Genomic DNA, 18130 nt, shown 5'->3' with positions numbered 1-18130 from the left:
GTACCACCACCAATCAGTCGATTTACTGAAAACCGATACAATTCAATAACTCAGGAGTTCCAGTAATGGACGATATTAACACAAACCAAACTGTAGATTACAGTCAAGCCCGCGTCATTGAGTTGATGCGCTCAATGAACATCGAGAACAAGCGTATTTTGCTGAAATTCGTTGATACGATGATTGGCACACAGCCTGAAATCTCACCATACGCACAACTCACCGCGCAAGAGCGCATTCAAGAGCTTTTCGGCATCACAACCCGCATGAAAAGCCATGCCGCCATTTTGGGGCAATTCTTCGTTAGACCTACGACAAAGAAAACCGCACTCGAAGGCATGGATACAGAAATATCCAACATGCTGGTTCTTTGGGAATTGGTGAAAGCTGATTTAGAGGTGCAATCATGATGCACGTCGCCCAAACTAACCCCGCTTTCGCCAGCTTCAACCCCGCTTTCATCAAAGACATTGAAGCCGAATGGCAACACCACCATGCTGAATCCGCTACTGGTGAAAACTATTTGCACCAGCAACAAGCCATTGCCAGCCGTTCACCTGCCAGCGACAAAGACGAAGACGGCTTACGCTTTTCTGCGATGTTGGCAGCGTCAAAATGCAAACAGCTTGCCCCTGAAGGAACGCCACTAAAACGCGCATTCGACTACCTGAAAAGCCGTGGTATCGCCCCGCCAATCGTTTCTAAGCAGACAGTCAGACACGATGGTACAACGGGAGAGAAAGCCGTTACCGAAGGCATTAGAGCGCGTCTCTGTTCAGAAAAATGGTGGTTGCGTAAATTGCGCAATCAACAGGCGCAACAACAGGAACTACAGGCTATCCGCTTAGGCTTTGTGAATGCTGGAAAGCAAGTTTATATCAGCAATCACTCACTAAGCCGCGCTTTGATGCGTCAAGAGCGCAATCGTGAATGGCTAGAATCCTGCGATCTAATTGACGTGGATACCGGCGAAGTCATGCCCATGATGCAAGCCGTTGACGCTGGCATATCCGATCCTAACAACCGTCGCAATGAAATGATGTTACGCATCAGTGACGGCGAAAAGTTCTTTGCTGCACAAGGCAAAATCGCCCTATTCCTTACCCTGACTGCACCATCAAAGTTCCATCAATTCACCCGTAAAGCGGGTTACATCAAAACCGATTCAATGGGCGTTAAGCACAAGATCGGCGGTCAAATTGTCCAGAATCCGAAGTATCAAGAGGTGATTGAATGGCGGCGTGGTCGGGGCAAATCCGCCACCATTGAAAGCCGCATCAATACCCCGCGTTTGGGGCATGAATGGTTGTCGGTGAGTTGGGCAAGGTTACGCGCTGCACTCAAACACAAGGCGATTCAGTGCGATTTTATGCGCGTTACCGAACCTCACCATGATGGTGCTACACATTGGCATTGCATCGCCTTTGTCGCTGAATCCAACGTGCCAGCTTTCACCAAACTGCTATGGTCAAAATGGTTGCGTGAAGATGCAGACGAAGCGGGTGCAAAGAAATACCGTGTTGACATCGTGCGAATTGACCCGAAAAAAGGACGGGCGGCTTCTTACATTGCAAAATACATTTCAAAGAACATCGACGGCGCATCTGTTACCGAAGACTTTGAAAGTGGGCTTGATGCTGCTGAATCATCAGTGCGGGTTCATGCGTGGCGTACAACGCATATTATCCGTGCATTTCAATTCTCCCGTGGATTCGGTCAAGTGGGTATCTGGCGCGAACTACGGCGCATTAAAGACGGTCAAGACGGCATTGTGGAATTAGCGCGTGTTGCTGCTGACCATTCCGACTATCTGGCATTCCTCACAATCCAATCACAAAAGGCATTACAGCCACTTTCCACAATCAGGGTAGACAACCCTAAGCCTAACCTTTACGGAGAAATCACAAGCCGCGTAATCGGTTTGGAATACACACCTGATTCTATCGAAGTCATCACGCACAACCATAAATGGGAAGTTGTTAGACGTGTTGAAGAATCAGAGAGTGATGATGTTGACCGCTTTGAATTTCTGGCAATCGCTGAAAATTCGCCCCTTGGAGTTCTGGAAAATAATTGTAGATATGAGGTGGCAGCATGAGCACTCAATACACCATCGAAAGCCGCTTTGATCGGCTGGTAGTGATTCGTTCGACTCCCGGAGCAGGCTTATCCATCGTGGTGGGTGATTTGTTCAAGGCTCACCAGTTCAGCACCCTACAAAGCGCCAGACTTGCATTTAGTGCGTTGCAGTTTAAGCACAACAACCTGCATAGCGGTTTTAAAATTCATGAGGTGAAGTCATGAGCAAGCCACTACTGACACCCGCTGAGCAAACGCACCTCGACACCGGGCGCAACCATCAGCACTTCCCTGATGACTTTGACCGCACCCCGATCAACTGGGAACGCCTCCACGCACTCATTCCGTGGATGGCCTTTCTATTTGCCGTGGCTGTTTGGGCAATGTTCCTGCTGATTCCGACGGCATTCGGCCTGCATTACGCGGGCATGTTCCCCGCTGCAAACAATTGGCTATACGTGCTAATGGGCTTGACGCTCTGCATGGCCTGTTTCGTCGCTGCACAAGTCAAACACGGCGCACGGGCTATCCTGTTCGCATTTGCCGTTTTGTTGCTTAGTTACTGGTTTTAAGGAGATTTCAAATGAAAATGATAGGTACAGCCGCAATGCAACGTCTTGACGGCAAAAAAGAGCAAGTCGCAATTCTACAGCGGTACAAAAACGGCAGCATGATGATTGTGCGCAGGGATGGAAAACACGAAATCGTCGCAGGCTTTGTTTTATCTAACTTTCAATGGGTGGTCTAATCATGAAAAATGCTAACGAAAACTTTAACGCGGGTTTGGCTTACAGCGATTACAAAACCCGCAAACTGTTCTACATGCTGGCGGCCTTTGTCGCTTTTGCCATGAGTTCCTACTTTGTGGTCGGCTACCTTGCCGGGCATTTGCGCGTATTAGAATGGGATGGCTCGCAGTGGATGAATGGCTTAGTTGCTATCGGCATTACGGCGGTTATGACCGGCTACCAATTTATCCTTTACGGCGCGGGCAACGTCGCAGGCGGCAAAAAAGCGACCATTCTAGCTGTCGTGGTGGCGGTGTCCTTCTCAATGCTCTCTGAGGTCGGGCAAGGCATGGAACGTGACAACATTCGCATGGAAACCAAAAGCCAAGAATCCCCGACCTACAAGGCCATTGTGGGCGCGATTGGTGGCAGTGCCAGTGCATCGCCCTACTCTGCCGACCTGCAAAATGCAGAAATGAAGCTGGCAACATGCATTCAGAATCGGGATGCAGGTAAAGGCGGAATATGGGCAGATTGCACGAAATCCGCAGCGCGTGTGGAGGCCGTCAATAAGATGATAGCCAACCATGCAACGGCAAGCCAATCACAAGCCCTAGCCCTCGCTGCAACCGCAAAAACCATGGAAAAAGACGAAAGCAATTACCATCCCCTAGTGAACCTGTTACGCGAAACCTTCGGCGCATCCGGTACAGTTGGTTCGTTTCTGGTTTCCCTCACCCTGATAGCCTTTTTCGAGTACGCATTTCACTATCTGGGTGGGCAGTTCGCGGCGGCGCGTGAATACCTCATGGCACATGGCTATGACGTTACCCGCAACCTACGCCAACCACCGCGCAAATTTGATGGCAGCATCAGCACCTACTCCGATAAATCCGAATCCGCACCCATGGCAGCGCTTAACGGAGCCGCGAACTCTGCCAAACAAACCGTGGGCGAATACGCAGCGAAAATTGAGGAAGGTTTAAAGGCATCCCCTGAAATCATCGCAACGGAATATGCGCGTGCGCAACATGCCCGCGAACAATCAGCCGCAATGGTGGGCGACAAATTGCAGGCCGTTGGGAACAAGATAGACGAATCATTGGCTAAAAAACCTGAAGTTGCTGAGCGTCATCACCTGTATTGCACGCTGGCAAATGGGCGAAAAATGGATAAAGTTTTTAAAGCACACGAAGCCGATGCAGCGCTTAAAGAATGGCAGCGTTTAAATAAAACTGGCATTGGTGAAGATGGCAACCCCATCACCATGCTGGGATTGCATCAAACCTATTTTGAAACCGAAAAGGAGGCTGAAGCGTTTGAAAAAAAGATCGAAGCCGAGAATCTAAAATGGCAATCCGACGCGCCAGTGATTAAATCGGTAACAGGCTTTAAACAATCAGCCGATCAAGCCGCGAATGTCAGCCGATTGTATCAGGCAGAAACGGCAAAGCATGAAGCGGGCGAAGTGTTTAACCAATCCCCTACCCCGGCAATCAAGCGCCAATCCGTGGCGGAAACTATCCATGCGTTAGTGGATGCGGTTAAAAAGTCAGGCGCAACAACTGAGGCCGATATTCAGGCGGCGGTATTCGATGGTTATTCAAAGCTATTTAATCCGGCTGACTTGGATGATGGCGACTTGCTGAAAGTTGTTGGCAAAATTGCCAAGGCAACACCCGCAACCAATGAACGCGCTCATTCCGCGAATGAACAGATCATTGATGCACGCAATGAACGTGGTGCTAATCAACACGCTCATTCCCCTACGTTCATTCCAACCAATGAACGCGCTCATTCGGGCAATGAACGTACTGCAAGCAATGAACCTGTTCATTCAACCAATGAACGCGCTCATTCGTATGATGCGGAAAAAGAGCTACTGGAAGCCATGAAGGACGCACAAGGCAAGATCGAAGCCGACATTCTGAAAGAGGGCTACGGGTTGTATGAACAATGGAAAGCCGCGATTCTGTCAGGTGAAACAAAACTGACTACCAGAGACGGACGTTCATTCGTGAACGCTCATTTGTGCCAAGGCAAAAAACGCACGATTACACCCGAAGGAATGAACGCGCTCATTGTCATCTGGCAAGCGAGGGCAGCGAAAGAGGGCGTGTTGCTGCTGAATCCTCGATACACCGGCAAACCGCCATTTACTAAATACCTGTTAGCGTAACCCGCGATTCATTCACCAAGAGCCGGACTAGTTCCGGCTTTTTGCATTTGTGGCATGATGCACGGTTTCAATGCAAACGTAAGGTGATGCAATGTATCAAGACTGGAAGCAATGGGCGCGTGCAGGATTCGCACTGCTAACCATATTATTGGTGAGTTGGCTAATCGACGCAAAGCAGCTTGTTCAATTCGCCAACTGGCAATTCATGAACGATCTTCCTGAATGGCTGGGCTGGTTGCAAGTATCGCTCTTTGCCATTGCAGCGGGTTTGATATTCCCAAAAGCGAAACACTTTGAAGAATTGAGTAGTGACTGGCAGCAATTCATGATCGGTGGGTTCGTGTGGGGTATCGCCTTGTTTATGTCACTGTGGCGATAGGGGAAAGAGGGTTGTTCAATCCTAGCCATGCAATCACTGGACTCCCTAGTGGACTCCGAAACGGCAAAAAATAGCAGAAACAAAAAAGGGCTGCATCTTAATCGGTGCAACCCTTTGTTTTGTTTGGTGCCGGCACCACGAATCGAACGCGGGACCTACTGATTACAAGTCAGTTGCTCTACCAACTGAGCTACGCCGGCTTTGAAGACGCGAATAATACAGAACCGTTTCAGACGATGCAACTATTTTTTTGTGCACTTACTGCCCTAATCTATCGGCGTTCTCGTAACACCGACCAACGGTATTCTTACTGCACATTCACCTTAATCAACTCCTCGCCATCCGGGTCAGTCACATGCACCGCACACGCAATGCACGGGTCGAAACTGTGGATGGTACGCAAAATCTCCACCGGCTGTTTCGGGTCATGCAACACATGCCCCTTCAGCGACGCTTCATACGCCCCCGCCTGATTCTGCACATCACGCGGCCCCGCATTCCACGTACTCGGCACGACAGCCTGATAGTTGGCTATCTTCTGATCCTTGATTACGATCCAATGCGCCAGTGCGCCACGCGGGGCTTCCATGTAACCCACGCCTTGCGCTTTGGAAGGCCAGCTTGACGGCTCCCACAAAGTTTCGTTGAAGGTTTTGGTGTCACCCGCCTTAATATTGGCAATCAAATGATCGAACCAAGTCTGCATTTTGTCAGCAATGATCTTGGTTTCCAACGTGCGGGCAGCCGTGCGCCCCAAGGTGGAATACAAGGCTTCAATCGGCGCATCCAAGTATTTCAGGGTGTAATCGACTAGCGATTTGGTCTGTTCATGCCCGGTGGCATACAACATCAACACACGCGCCAATGGCCCCACTTCGACCGCCTGCCCTTTCCAGCGCGGTGATTTCATCCACGAATACGACTGATCGACTTCCAGTTGCTTGTACGGCGGTTTAGGGCCGGTGTAATTCAGCTCGGTTTCGCCTGCGTAAGGATGCAAACCTTTGTCCTTACCCTCGCTGTAGTCGTACCACGAGTGCGCCACGAATTCCTGAATCTGGTCTTCCGCATTCAAATCCACCGGATGGATTTTCGACAAATCGCGGTTAAGAATTACGCCGGAAGGAATCAGGAACGACGCTGGGTCATCCATGCCTTTTTCAGGAAAGTCGCCGTAGGTCATGAAATTGCCCAAGCCTTCGCCCTGCTTGAACCAATCCTTGTAGAAACTGGCAATCGCCAGCGTATCCGGCACGTAAACCTGATCGACGAATACCTGCATTTTCTTAATGATGTCCTGCACTTGCGACAGGCGTTTCATATTGAGCGCGGAATCGGAATTCAGGTCAATCGGGCAAGGCACACCACCAACGAGGAAGTTAGGGTGCGGATTCTTGCCGCCAAAAATAGCGTGCAGTTTCACCACATCGCGTTGCCATGCAAGGGCTTCAAGGTAATGCGATACTGCCATCAAGTTGGCTTCGGGCGGCAGTTTGTAAGCCGGATGTCCCCAATACGCCTTGGCGAAAATACCCAACTGCCCCGCTTCGACAAACTTTTTCAGCTTGGCTTGCTGGTCAGCGAAATAACCGGCAGAAGAATTCGGCCAGCTTGGGGAAATCTTTTGTGCCAACTCAGACGTGGCTTTCGGATCGGCACTAAGTGCAGATACCACATCCACCCAGTCGAGCGCGTGCAAATGGTAGAAGTGCATTACGTGGTCATGCACGTATTGCGCCGCGATCATCAGGTTGCGGATCAGTTGCGCATTCGGCGGAATGCTGTAATTCAGCGCGTTTTCCACCGAACGCACTGAGGCAATACCATGCACCAGCGTACACACGCCGCAGATGCGTTGCGCATACGCCCAAGCATCACGCGGATCGCGTCCGCGCAGGATGATTTCGATACCGCGTACCATTGTCCCGGCGGAATACGCCTGTTCGATGGTGTTGCCGTTCATTTGCGCTTCGATACGTAAGTGGCCTTCGATGCGGGTGATGGGGTCTACAACGACACGTTCAGTCATTTTAGTATCCTCAAATGTCGTTCAGGAATTGCTCAAGGAGACGATACTGTGCTTCGCTTTCCTCGTGCATGGATTCGTCGGAGGCATCAATGTGCCCACAAGTGCGTGCCATTCGCGCATTGACGGCGGCTTCCCACGCGGTGGCTTTAGCCTGCTTGTCGGGGGCAACTAACGCGGTAGCGGCGCGGGCGACGAAATAGCCTGCTTGTGCTTGCCAATCGCTGTCAGAACCGCAGCGGGTATGGCTGTCGAGTGCGGCAGCTTTGGCTTGCTTGAATGCCACAGCGAGTTCATCAGCCGTGGCATCTTCGTTGGCAGCAGCATCCACCACTTTGGTTACAGCGGGGTTGAGTGCCAACACATTGCGCACGAAAGCTGCACCAACACGGCGTTGCTGCGCCAGCCCCAACTTATCGAGTGCCTGTTTGAAATCGGTATCTTGGGTGATCATGCTGCACCTCCCTTACGTTCCACCAAGTGTTCGGCAATCATTTCGGTCAAGCCCAACACCGGGATGTCCATTTGGTTGACTTCCATGCCCTCTTCCAACTGGATGCGGCAGTTAGCGCACGCCGTTACCAGCGTATCCACATGCAATTCGTCCAGTTGCTTTTTCTTGCGCTGGAAGGCTTTCATTTTCACTTCTTCAGCATCTTCGTTGGCACTCACGCCACCGCCTGCGCCGCAACACCAGTTAAGCGTGCCATGATCCGCCATTTCCACGAAGTTTTTCGCCACCATATTGAGCAGATTGCGCGGCTGTTCGACCACACCGCCACGGCGTACCAATTGGCACGGGTCGTGGAAAGTGAGTTTGGATTCCTCGAAGCCTTCGGTTTGCAGCAAGCCTTCGGCACGTAATTCGTCCAGCACTTCGACGATGTGTTTGGCGGCAAAAGTGTAAGGTCGCCCAATCAGGTTAGGCCCTTCCCAACGCAATGCGGTGTAAGCGTGACCACATTCGGGGCTGATCACGGTTTTCACTTTGAGCTTTTCGGCAGCAGCGACGACACGGCTTACCAGTTCCCTCGCAATGTCGGATGAGCCGATTTGGATGCCGGAATTGGTGGCTTCAAAGCATTCGCTACTCAGCGTCCACGTTTTGCCTGCATTGGTGAGGATTTTGGCAACTGCCCCCAAGTATTCGGGGTAGTTCATGATTTCCATCGACGACAGCATCAGCAGGTATTCCGCACCTTCCTTGTCGAATGGCACTTCCAGACCGCTGGATTTTTCCAGATGGCGGACTTGGGCTTGCAAGGCAGGGAGTTTGACCCCCATCGGGCTGCCGATTTGCACCGCACGGGTGGATGCGCCAATCAAGCCTTCGGGTGCGTGACCCGAAGCCACCATGCCTTCGCGCATCCGGCGGATCATGTAGGTAATGTCATTGCCGACCGGACAAATCAGGGTACAACGTCCGCACAAGGAGCAGTTGTTGTAAACCAGTTCCTGCCATTCGGCGAGTTCCGCATCGGTGACAGGTTTGCTCAGACCCAGCTTGGCTTTGAGCTTGCCGATCAGGGTGTATTCCTGTTCCCACACGCGCCGCAACGGTTCGAGCTTGTAGATTGGCGTGAAGCGCGGCTCAGGGTTTTCGGTGTAGAACAGACAAGCATCGGCACACATCCCGCACGACACGCAGGAGCTGAAGAAACTGGCCATGGGCGCATCAATTTGCGCTTTGAAGGCATTAATGCCGCGTTCGAGTGTTAATGCGCTCATGATTTCACCCCCCGCAAGCCCATCGAAGCCCCGTTATACCAGCGCGACAGGAACACCGTGAACGTGTGCATCAGCTTGGTGAACGGGAACACGATCAGCAGAACTTCCACGCTCAAAATATGCAGCCCCAACATCATCTGTGGCGACAGCAACAAATGGTGGTAAGCCATATAACCGGTCAGTAACGGCACAAATGTCACTGCCCACGCCACATAATCGCCGGGGGTGGAGAGGAAGCGTTTCACCGGATGCTGCAAGCGATGAATCAACACCACCACCAACGCAATCATGGTGACAACCGCAAATGCATCCACCACGGGCGTGGACAAGTTAGGCCAACCAAAGCCGATCACGCTTTTGAACACTTCCACATGCGCTGCCAGCAAAAAGATCACCACGAACAAGCCGATGTGGAACACATAACCCGCGACAATGGTAATCATCGAACGCTGAAACGTTGCTTTGTCCGTCCCGAAGCGGCGGAAAATCTCACGCAACCCGCCTTGCATCGGGTCGCCTTTCGGCACGGCGTAATTCACTTTCCTGCCCAATGACAGGATTTCAAACAGGCGTAGCACTAGCCCCGCCACAAAGATAAACAGAGCAATGTTGAAGGCCGAGCCTTTGACCCATAGCAGGAAATCAACTTCGTTCATGATCCTGACTCCTGATTCAATTCCTCAACGGTGACGGTTTGGTGTGAACTTGCCGCCTCCGTCTTGGATTTTTTGTTCATCGCACCGATGGCAACCCCAGCAGCAATACCCGCTGCGGCGGCATACACCACGTTCTGCCCCGATACGCCCGTCGGAATGGACAGCGCCTTGTAAAAACCGCCGAAATCCCAGAAATTGGGTTCGGAACAGCCGATACAACCATGCCCCGATTCAATCGGGAAGCTCGTGCCATCGTTCCATTTGGTGGTGGCGCAAGCGTTGTAGGTCACAGGGCCTTTGCAACCGAGTTTGTACAAACACCAGCCTGCTTTCGCCCCTTCGTCGTCAAAGGTTTCAGCAAACAAACCGCGCTCGTAAAACGGACGGCGGTAGCAACGGTCGTGGATGCTTTGCCCGTAAAAAGCCTTCGGACGACCCAAGCTATCCAGTTCGGGAAGCCCGAAGGTTAGGAAATGGGCAATCACGCCGGTAATCACCACCGGAATCGGCGGGCAACCGGGGACGTTGATGATGGGTTTGTCTTTGATAATGTCGGATACGGACACCGCGCCCGTCGGGTTCGGATCAGCTTTTGGCAAACCACCGTAGGCAGCGCATGTGCCGACTGCCACAATCGCGGCTGCACCGGCAGCGGCTTCTTTGAGCATATCCAGATTGCTGATGCCTGCAATGGTGGAATAGCCAGGGTTATCCAGTGGAATCGAGCCATCCACCACCAACACATACTTGCCGTAATGCTCTTTCATCGCCTCTTCACGCGCGTGTTCAGCAGCGTCGCCCGAAGCGGCTTGCAGGGTATGGTGGTAATCCAGCGAAATCGCGTCAAAGATCAGCCCTTCGAGACTGGGGCTGTGCGAACGTGTCAGGGATTCGGTGCAACCCGTGCATTCTTGGAAAGAAAGCCAGATCACCGAGGGGCGTTTGGCTTGTTCCAACGCCTCGGCGATTTTCGGGATCATGCTAGGGGCAAGCGCCATGCTGGAAGCCAGCAGACCGCAAAACTTCAGGAAACTCCGCCGCGAAATGCCCTGCGAGCGCAGGTGTTCGCCTAGGGTTTGATCATAAGGACTAGGTGTTTGCATCCTCATTATTGTCTTCCTCCATCGCCAGAATTGTGGTCATTGCCGCCAAGCCTTCCTTAATGTCGTCGCATTGGGAACGCAGGATTTCCGGCACATGCCCTATTTCGATGAAATAACCGATACGTTTGTCGTTGCCGTCAAAGTGTTCAATGCGCCAGATGCCCGCGTAACCGCTTTCGCGTAGGCGGGTTTTGCCCAGCACATTCAGGGTAAGATCAACTTCGCCCTCCCCTAAAAATGCGTCGAGTTCTGTGTATTCCTGTGGGGAGAACGGCAAGCTATACAAGTCGATCATGCCGTGTGTGCCGTGCGCGATGAACTCGCCAAGCGCATGGCGAATTTCGTGCAATACAGGGCGCAGGTTTCCAGTCACAGGGCTGGTGGAACGAATAGGAATGCCGTTTAAATTCATGACGCGCTCCCCACAAGTGTAGCGAGCGGAAGGCCGCAGGGCGGATGGGCAGCGAACTCCCACTTCTGTAAAACATTGGCGGCAAGACGACCGGCCAGTGGAATATTGTGTTTGACTTTGGCGGTAGGTTGCTCGCCCCACCCGAACGTTTGGTATTGAATGCCAATCAAAGCGCGGTGGTGTGGCAGATGCTCGGTTAGGCGGGCAATATCCATCAAATCCAATAAACCGACCTCGTGCGCACTGCGTTTGCTTGTGCCTAGAAAATGATCCATCGCCTCATTTTCATAGCAACACAACGTACCGGGCTTGGCGTGTAGTTCTACCGCATCCAACACCAACAAGTGATCGTGCTCCTCAATCTCACTGGCTAAGGTAAAGCTTAACGTTCCACCATCCAGGTACGTGACATCCGGGAATGCCGAAAAATGCTTCTGCATAAAACGCAGCAGGTGAATTCCAATGCCTTCGTCTTGCAGCAGACTGTTGCCAATGCCTAATACCAACATAATTAACCACTTATTATTCCGTTGCCATCATCACTATTGTGCAGACTTTGAATAAACCAAGTTTGACATTAATCAATACAAATCAGTATCCGGCCAAGCAGCAGACCAAACCTTGACTTTAATTAGGAAAGTGACGATTTCCGGTAGCGAATCGCATGACCAAATAAATAAATACACACCGGCAAGCCCAAGATCAGCCCCCAAATGTGGAATAATTTACCGCCCACCGTAAGAATAATCAGCACAATCACCGGATTCACCCGCAACCGCGCCCCGTAAATCAACGGATTCAGCACGTACCCTTCAATCAAATGAATAATGGTGATCATCGCTACACTCAACAACATTAAGTTCACGCCCCCCATATTCAAAGCAATCAAACAGATGGGAACTGAACTAATGAATACACCCGCCACCGGCACAAAACTAAACAAGAACACCAACACCGACAAAAACGCCATGTGTTCGCCCATGCCCAACACGTACAAACCAATCGCCGTCAACACCGTATTCACGCACGCAATGTAAAACTGTGCCTGCATCGCGTGACCAAGCACCTTGCCAAATTGGTAGATATTGTCAGCAACCTCTACATAAATGAAACGCAGACGGGTATTTTCCAAATCGCGCACACTCGCCACCAAATGTGGCAGATCCAACACAATCAAAAACGCAAACAGCAAAGCCAGCAGAAACGTTGTCAAAATCGCCAAGGCTTGGCGGCTGATATTGGTCAACTGATCCAGCGCCACCTTCACCGCTTCGCGGCTATCCACTGACTTTTCCTTACCCGTCAGTAATCCCACTAGTAAACCTGTCGGTGAATCCACAAACGTCCGCTGGGCAAGCGGCGGCTCTAACGTACCAGTGGCTGCCACCCCATTTTGCAGCGGTGGCACTGGCGGTATTGGCGCAGCCCATTCGGGAGCGGCACTCGCACTCGGTTGCCCCAAAGCAGGTGGGCGACGCAGTTCCGGGATAGCCTCTTGCAATAGCGGGTAGCGGTCTGCCAGATTCAGCACTTCGGTGTCAATGCGCTCCATGTACACAAAAAAGCCTTGCGCGAAGCCAGTCGCTTGTTGGTAAACCTTCGGCGCCAAGAATAAACTAACGGTGATGATGGCTCCCAAAAACAGACCCCCCACCAACACCACCACCGGCACGCGCAGCCAACGCATTCGGCGGGTTAGCACGTCCACAATGCCCGATTGCAAGTACGCAAATACAAATGTCAGAAAAATCAGCGCAAAAAAAGAACTGAGCAAGGTCAGTAAACCGAGAATAATCCCCCACACCACCAAACGCGTCAGCAGCGGCAGCACATGTTCCCAGTGCACGGGCGCATGACGGGGCATCGGGCTAGGCAACAACCCTACATTACTGTTGTCATTATTGGGTAGCATCCATCGATTCTCGGTAAAGGTTAGAATAATGCAGTGTATCACTATCGTGCTAAAGTATCGTAATGTAACGCTACCAACTGCTTCAACCGATTATGCCAGAAACCACCCGCATGTTACCGATTGCCAGCGCTGATGAACCGATCTTGCATCAGCCCGCCCACGCCGTAGCCGAGGTAAGCGATCCCGCCATCCAACGCTTGCTGGATGACATGCTGGTAACGTTGCAAGCCGCTAATGGGGTAGGCATTGCAGCCCCGCAAGTATTCGCCCCCTTACGGATTATTATCGTGGCATCACGCCCGAACTCACGTTACCCCGATGCGCCATTGATGCCGCCCATCGCCATGCTCAACCCGGAAATCCTCTGGCAATCCGACACCACTTGCAGCGGCTGGGAAGGCTGTTTGAGCGTACCCGACACACGGGCGCAGGTAAAACGTGCCGAACGCTTACGCATCCGCTATCTAACACGCACGGGCGAACGGGTGGAAGCGGCATACAGCGGCTTCGTAGCACGCATTATTCAGCACGAATGCGATCATCTGGATGGCATTTTATTCCCAGAGCGTTTGGAAGATCCCAGTGAAACAATCAGCGAGACTGTGTTTCAAACGTTACAAAATGCTAAAACACACCCCTAAAATCGTACACACTGTATGAAAACACACCCCTAAAATCATAATCCGTGTGGATTTATGCTATAGTGAAAGCTCATTTGCTTGACTGGAAACGTTTTCATGCAACGCCAACAGCTATCCTTCCTAACACGCTGGTTACACAATCACCACCGCAAACCCCTGATCATTCGGGGAGCACGACAAGTCGGAAAATCCACCTTGGTGCAATTGTTCGCCGAACAGCATGGCATGACGCTATTAGCGACTAATCTGGAACGCTACCCAGCATTGGCAAACACCTTTGCCAGTAATGACCCCGAAAAAATCCTGCAACAAATCGAAGCCTTACCGCGTATGCCTGCTGTCGATGCCCAAGCATTGCTGTTTCTGGATGAACTTCAAGCAGTGCCGGAAGCCATTCCTGCCTTGCGTTACTTCTACGAAGACCGTCCGCAATTACCTGTCGTATGCGCGGGTTCGCTGCTGGAATTTGTGTTAGCGGCACACCAGTTTTCGATGCCAGTGGGCAGGGTGCAATACCTGCACATGGGGCCAATGACGTTTTCCGAATTCCTGCTGGCATTAGGCGAAGACAAGCTGTATCAAGTGGTGACGGAATACCAACCGGGTAACGAGATCGGTGAAATGGCGCACCAACGGCTATTGCAACTGTTGCGCAGCTATTATTTTGTGGGTGGGATGCCGGAAGCGGTCGCTGCATTTGCGGAAACGCGCAGCTACCAATCAGTGAGTGACGTTCATAACTCGATTATTGAAACCTACCGTGACGATTTCCCCAAGTACGGCAAAAGTCGTGACCAGAACCGGATGCTGGATGTTTTTAACTTCGCCGCTCGTAACGTGGGTGTAAAAGTTAAATACAGCAATATCTCGCGCGAGGATCAGAGTACCGTCCTCAAAAAAGATCTGGAATTGCTGTGCATGGCGCGGGTCATCAGCAAGGTCGTTCACAGCCATTGTTCAGGGTTGCCGCTACAAGCCAGCCTTGAAGAAAAGGTTTACAAACTGCTGTTTCTGGATGTTGGTTTGATGAATGCCATTTGCGGCCTCAATTGGCGCACGCTGTCCCAATTCGATGACCTCAAACTGGTCAACGAAGGGGCGATTGCCGAACAATTCGTCGGTCAACACTTGCAGGCATTGCTGGCAGAATCGCCCAATAGGGAATTGACTTACTGGCTACGGGAAGGTCGCTCTGCCAATGCCGAACTGGATTTTGTGGTGGCACTGGAGGGGCAAATTATCCCGGTTGAAGTCAAGGCGGGTGCGAATGGCAGCATGAAATCGCTGCACCAGTTCATGGCAGAGAAACAAGCACCGTTTGCCGTGCGGTTTGATGCGGGTTTGCCTGCGGTTAGTACCGTCAATGCGGTGGTGAACAGCGATAATCAGCGCAAGGACGTTAGTTACACACTGGTGTCGTTGCCGTTGTATTTGGTGGAGAGGTTGGGGGTGGTGGTTGCGGGACTAAGCTAATACTGCATACCATTCTTGTATTTACACTGTGAGGACATAGTGCCTATAATCAGGAAAATTCAGAGGCCACCCATCATGACAGTAGCAACCTTACCTGACAGCAAAGCGACCCCGCTTAACATCCGCATCCGACAGGAACAACGTAGCCTGATTGAGCGGGCAGCAGCAGCACTGGATAAAACGGTGTCAGATTTTGTGCGCGATGCCGCCTTGCGTGAAGCGACCAATGCCCTGCTGGACAAAACCGTTTTCTATCTCAACGCTGATGCTTGGGCAAAATTCAATGCAGCCCTTGATACACCCCCTGCCAGCAATCCACGCCTGCAAGACTTGATGTCACGCCAACCTGTATGGGCGAAATGAGCGTGATACGCCCGCCAGAACCGCTACGGGCGCAGCATGAAGTAGACAGCTTCTGCTGTGGTGAAGAGGTACTGGACGAATGGCTGCAACGGCGGGCGTTGAAAAATGAAACCTTGGGCGCATCCCGTACCTTTGTGGCTTGTGTCGAGCAGCGCGTGGTTGGGTATTATGCTTTGGCGGCTGGCTCTGTCACGCATTCAATGGTTTCCAGCAAAGTCAGGCGCAATATGCCTGAGCCGATACCAACGGTAGTGCTAGCACGGTTAGCCATTGATAAGGACTGGCAAGGACAAGGTTTGGGCTATTCGCTTTTGCAGGATGCATTGTTACGTTGCCATGCGGCGGCTGGTTACATTGGCGCACGGGTTTTGCTGGTTCATGCGCTGACTGATGATGCCAAACGGTTTTACGAGCATTTCGGGTTCAGGGCTTCACCGATTGATGAGCGGATGCTGATGTTGTTATTGAGCGAGATTGATAGTTCTTCTGCTTGTCACCTGATCGTATTTTGATCTAAAATAAATGGTTTTTATTATGCCAATATATTTTAGAGATTTATCATGGAAAAAGTAAAATTATCAACTTTATTAGAAGATAAAATATTTCGGATACCAGATTATCAAAGAGGATACTCTTGGGACGTAGAAAACTGGTCGGATTTTGTTCAAGACATTGATGCATTAATAGAAGAAGATATTAACAGTCATTATACAGGGACAATTGTTATATATAAATCAAAAGATAATCCAGTCGAAAGTTATGGGAACAAAAAATTAGAGCTTGTTGATGTAGTTGATGGGCAACAAAGATTGACCACTTGTAGTTTGTATCTATCTGTCATACTTAAAGAATTGATAATACAAGGTGAAGTTGAATTTTCCTCAGAAATATCAAGTTATTTATATAATGGCGCAAAAAGTAAATTACGTTTAAACAATGAGTCATCCGACTTTTACTATGATTTAATCTCACGTGGAACTCCAAATACCAAACCAAATAATATTCACCAACAGAAACTACATAACGCTTGTATATTCTTTAGAAGCCATATTCATAAAAAAGACAACTCAAGCCCAGAAAATTTAAAAGAATATTTAGGTAATTTATTTGATGCAATTATTAGGAAGTTGAACTTTTCTTTTTATACTATTGATGTAGAAAGCGAAATCGGCATGACATTTGAGTTAATGAACTCTCGCGGAAAGAAACTATCTACTCTTGAGTTGTTAAAAAATTACTTAATGCATTGGGTTTATCGAAATGTTAGCAATGAAAGTGAACGAGAAGACTTAACAAAAACCATTAATAAAGCATGGAAAGAAGTTTATGTCAATCTTTCAAACTGCAATGGCAACGAAGATCAATGCTTAAGGATTTCATGGATTTTATACCAAAATCATACACCAAAAAACTGGAAAGGCTATGATGGTTTCAAAGACAATGATGTTATTCCTCTAAGAGATTTTTCCAAAAAAAGTAAAAATGATACCAAAAAATATATTTATCGCTTTGTCAATGGGCTTGCAATAATATCCAAACATTATGCTGAAGCAATAAAACCTTCACCAAAAAATAGTATGGATGAATACATATGGTTAACGAAAATCAGACGCATAGGTAATATGGCGAACTTTTTGCCGTTAATAATTGCAGCAAGAATAAAACTAAATGATGGCAAAGCATCATCTTATGACTATATTAATTTATTAAAAGCATTAGAAAACTCAGCTTACAGAGTATTCTTGTGGGAAAGCAAGAGAAGTAATACTGGATTATCTGCATTTTACAGGTGGGGATTTGAGATATTTGCAGAATCCCATTCGATCGTTAATATCACAGAGTGGATATATGGACATACCAATTGGTATTCTAATGAAAATATTTTCAGGAATCGTATACGAGAAATATCAAATTGGTATTCATGCAGAAGATTACTAAAGTATTCACTATACGAATATGAATTATATTTATTGGAAAATGAAGGAAAAAATACATCTCCAGACTTAAAATGGGAAGATTTATCTGATGCAACAATAGAGCATATTTTACCTCAAAACCCAGACGAACACTCATTATGGCATACAACTTGGAATAAAAAAGATGCTGCTCATTATCTGCACGATATTTCAAATTTAGTTTTAACAAGAAATAATTCTAATTATCTAAACTTTGATTTTGAAAGAAAAAAAGGCCATGCCGGACAAGGATATTGTTATGCGAACTCAGATATTCGTCAAGAAAGAAAATTAGCAGGATTTTCAACATGGGATATTGAAAGTTGCAAAAAAAGACGGCAATCACTAGAAGATTGGATTATAAGTAGATGGGGAGTTGAAAAGCATTATATTCTGCCTGCCGAAATCAATGAAGAGGAAGATGATGATCTAGGGATAGAGGATATATAATTAACACCATTAATAACAAGAGCCAATAAAAAATTTATTAATTGAA

20 protein-coding genes and 1 tRNA gene are annotated in these 18130 nt (G+C 49.4%); 12 read left to right on the top strand and 9 right to left on the bottom strand.

Annotated elements, in window-relative coordinates; genetic code table 11:
- The first annotated feature begins 65 nt into the window (after positions 1 to 65).
- From L3K52_07980 to L3K52_07950, 7 genes are all read left to right on the top strand, one after another.
- Positions 66 to 410, top strand: coding sequence for a hypothetical protein (locus L3K52_07980; GenBank protein ID UOG93654.1), 345 nt, complete (start codon positions 66 to 68; stop codon positions 408 to 410).
- The gene (locus L3K52_07975) at positions 407 to 2098 is read left to right on the top strand and encodes a replication endonuclease (GenBank protein UOG93653.1); all 1692 of its coding nucleotides are present in this window, start codon (positions 407 to 409) and stop codon (positions 2096 to 2098) included. The genes L3K52_07980 and L3K52_07975 overlap by 4 nt, the downstream gene beginning before the upstream one ends.
- Complete coding sequence (locus L3K52_07970) at positions 2095 to 2304, top strand: hypothetical protein (protein ID UOG93652.1); 210 nt, start codon at positions 2095 to 2097, stop codon at positions 2302 to 2304. The genes L3K52_07975 and L3K52_07970 overlap by 4 nt, the downstream gene beginning before the upstream one ends.
- Positions 2301 to 2651 carry a hypothetical protein gene (locus L3K52_07965; protein ID UOG93651.1) on the top strand — a complete coding sequence of 117 codons (351 nt, stop codon included), beginning with the start codon at positions 2301 to 2303 and terminating at the stop codon, positions 2649 to 2651. Before L3K52_07970 ends, L3K52_07965 begins: the two co-directional genes overlap by 4 nt.
- An 11-nt stretch (positions 2652 to 2662) precedes the next feature.
- Positions 2663 to 2827: a hypothetical protein gene (locus tag L3K52_07960; protein UOG93650.1), complete on the top strand. Its 165-nt coding sequence runs from the start codon at positions 2663 to 2665 to the stop codon at positions 2825 to 2827.
- 2 nt (positions 2828 to 2829) lie between these two features.
- A complete protein-coding gene (locus L3K52_07955; GenBank protein UOG93649.1) occupies positions 2830 to 4986 on the top strand; it encodes a hypothetical protein in 2157 nt (718 codons plus the stop codon).
- Between the two features lie 91 nt (positions 4987 to 5077).
- Positions 5078 to 5365 carry a hypothetical protein gene (locus tag L3K52_07950; GenBank protein ID UOG93648.1) on the top strand — a complete coding sequence of 96 codons (288 nt, stop codon included), beginning with the start codon at positions 5078 to 5080 and terminating at the stop codon, positions 5363 to 5365.
- A 124-nt stretch (positions 5366 to 5489) separates the two neighbouring features.
- On the opposite strand, the gene L3K52_07945 is transcribed toward L3K52_07950, so the two are convergent.
- The 9 genes from L3K52_07945 to L3K52_07905 form a co-directional block, all read right to left on the bottom strand.
- Positions 5490 to 5565: transfer RNA gene (locus L3K52_07945), tRNA-Thr, on the bottom strand.
- A 107-nt stretch (positions 5566 to 5672) separates the two neighbouring features.
- Positions 5673 to 7394 (bottom strand): nickel-dependent hydrogenase large subunit, encoded by a 1722-nt coding sequence (locus L3K52_07940; protein ID UOG93647.1) that lies wholly within the window; start codon positions 7392 to 7394, stop codon positions 5673 to 5675.
- A 10-nt stretch (positions 7395 to 7404) separates the two neighbouring features.
- Positions 7405 to 7845: a hypothetical protein gene (locus tag L3K52_07935; GenBank protein ID UOG93646.1), complete on the bottom strand. Its 441-nt coding sequence runs from the start codon at positions 7843 to 7845 to the stop codon at positions 7405 to 7407.
- The gene (locus L3K52_07930) at positions 7842 to 9119 is read right to left on the bottom strand and encodes a (Fe-S)-binding protein (GenBank protein UOG93645.1); all 1278 of its coding nucleotides are present in this window, start codon (positions 9117 to 9119) and stop codon (positions 7842 to 7844) included. Before L3K52_07930 ends, L3K52_07935 begins: the two co-directional genes overlap by 4 nt.
- Positions 9116 to 9775, bottom strand: coding sequence for a hypothetical protein (locus tag L3K52_07925; GenBank protein ID UOG93644.1), 660 nt, complete (start codon positions 9773 to 9775; stop codon positions 9116 to 9118). Before L3K52_07925 ends, L3K52_07930 begins: the two co-directional genes overlap by 4 nt.
- Positions 9772 to 10884 (bottom strand): hydrogenase small subunit, encoded by a 1113-nt coding sequence (locus L3K52_07920; protein ID UOG93643.1) that lies wholly within the window; start codon positions 10882 to 10884, stop codon positions 9772 to 9774. Before L3K52_07920 ends, L3K52_07925 begins: the two co-directional genes overlap by 4 nt.
- Positions 10865 to 11290 (bottom strand): hydrogenase expression/formation protein, encoded by a 426-nt coding sequence (locus L3K52_07915; protein UOG93642.1) that lies wholly within the window; start codon positions 11288 to 11290, stop codon positions 10865 to 10867. The genes L3K52_07920 and L3K52_07915 overlap by 20 nt, the downstream gene beginning before the upstream one ends.
- Positions 11287 to 11799 (bottom strand): HyaD/HybD family hydrogenase maturation endopeptidase, encoded by a 513-nt coding sequence (locus L3K52_07910; GenBank protein ID UOG93641.1) that lies wholly within the window; start codon positions 11797 to 11799, stop codon positions 11287 to 11289. Before L3K52_07910 ends, L3K52_07915 begins: the two co-directional genes overlap by 4 nt.
- 122 nt (positions 11800 to 11921) lie before the next feature.
- Positions 11922 to 13202 carry an AI-2E family transporter gene (locus L3K52_07905; GenBank protein ID UOG93640.1) on the bottom strand — a complete coding sequence of 427 codons (1281 nt, stop codon included), beginning with the start codon at positions 13200 to 13202 and terminating at the stop codon, positions 11922 to 11924.
- A 92-nt stretch (positions 13203 to 13294) separates the two neighbouring features.
- Between L3K52_07905 and def the strand changes: the two genes are divergently transcribed.
- The 5 genes from def (at position 13295) to L3K52_07880 (ending at position 18084) form a co-directional block, all read left to right on the top strand.
- Positions 13295 to 13843: a peptide deformylase gene (gene def / locus L3K52_07900; protein ID UOG93639.1), complete on the top strand. Its 549-nt coding sequence runs from the start codon at positions 13295 to 13297 to the stop codon at positions 13841 to 13843.
- Positions 13844 to 13939: 96 nt separating this feature from the next.
- Positions 13940 to 15316, top strand: a complete 1377-nt coding sequence (locus L3K52_07895; GenBank protein ID UOG93638.1) for an ATP-binding protein — start codon at positions 13940 to 13942, stop codon at positions 15314 to 15316.
- Between the two features lie 75 nt (positions 15317 to 15391).
- On the top strand, positions 15392 to 15679 hold the full coding sequence (locus tag L3K52_07890) for a DUF1778 domain-containing protein (GenBank protein ID UOG93637.1): 288 nt from the start codon (positions 15392 to 15394) through the stop codon (positions 15677 to 15679).
- On the top strand, positions 15676 to 16191 hold the full coding sequence (locus L3K52_07885) for a GNAT family N-acetyltransferase (protein UOG93636.1): 516 nt from the start codon (positions 15676 to 15678) through the stop codon (positions 16189 to 16191). Before L3K52_07890 ends, L3K52_07885 begins: the two co-directional genes overlap by 4 nt.
- A gap of 48 nt (positions 16192 to 16239) precedes the next feature.
- Entirely contained in the window at positions 16240 to 18084 is a 1845-nt protein-coding gene (locus tag L3K52_07880) for a DUF262 domain-containing HNH endonuclease family protein (protein ID UOG93635.1), read from the top strand.
- Positions 18085 to 18130 lie beyond the last annotated feature (46 nt).

Source organism: Candidatus Thiothrix sulfatifontis (genome assembly GCA_022828425.1).
GTDB lineage: Bacteria > Pseudomonadota > Gammaproteobacteria > Thiotrichales > Thiotrichaceae > Thiothrix > Thiothrix sulfatifontis.
The sequence above is the reverse complement of the archived record's forward strand: the minus strand, read 5'-3'. Positions and strand labels throughout refer to the sequence as shown.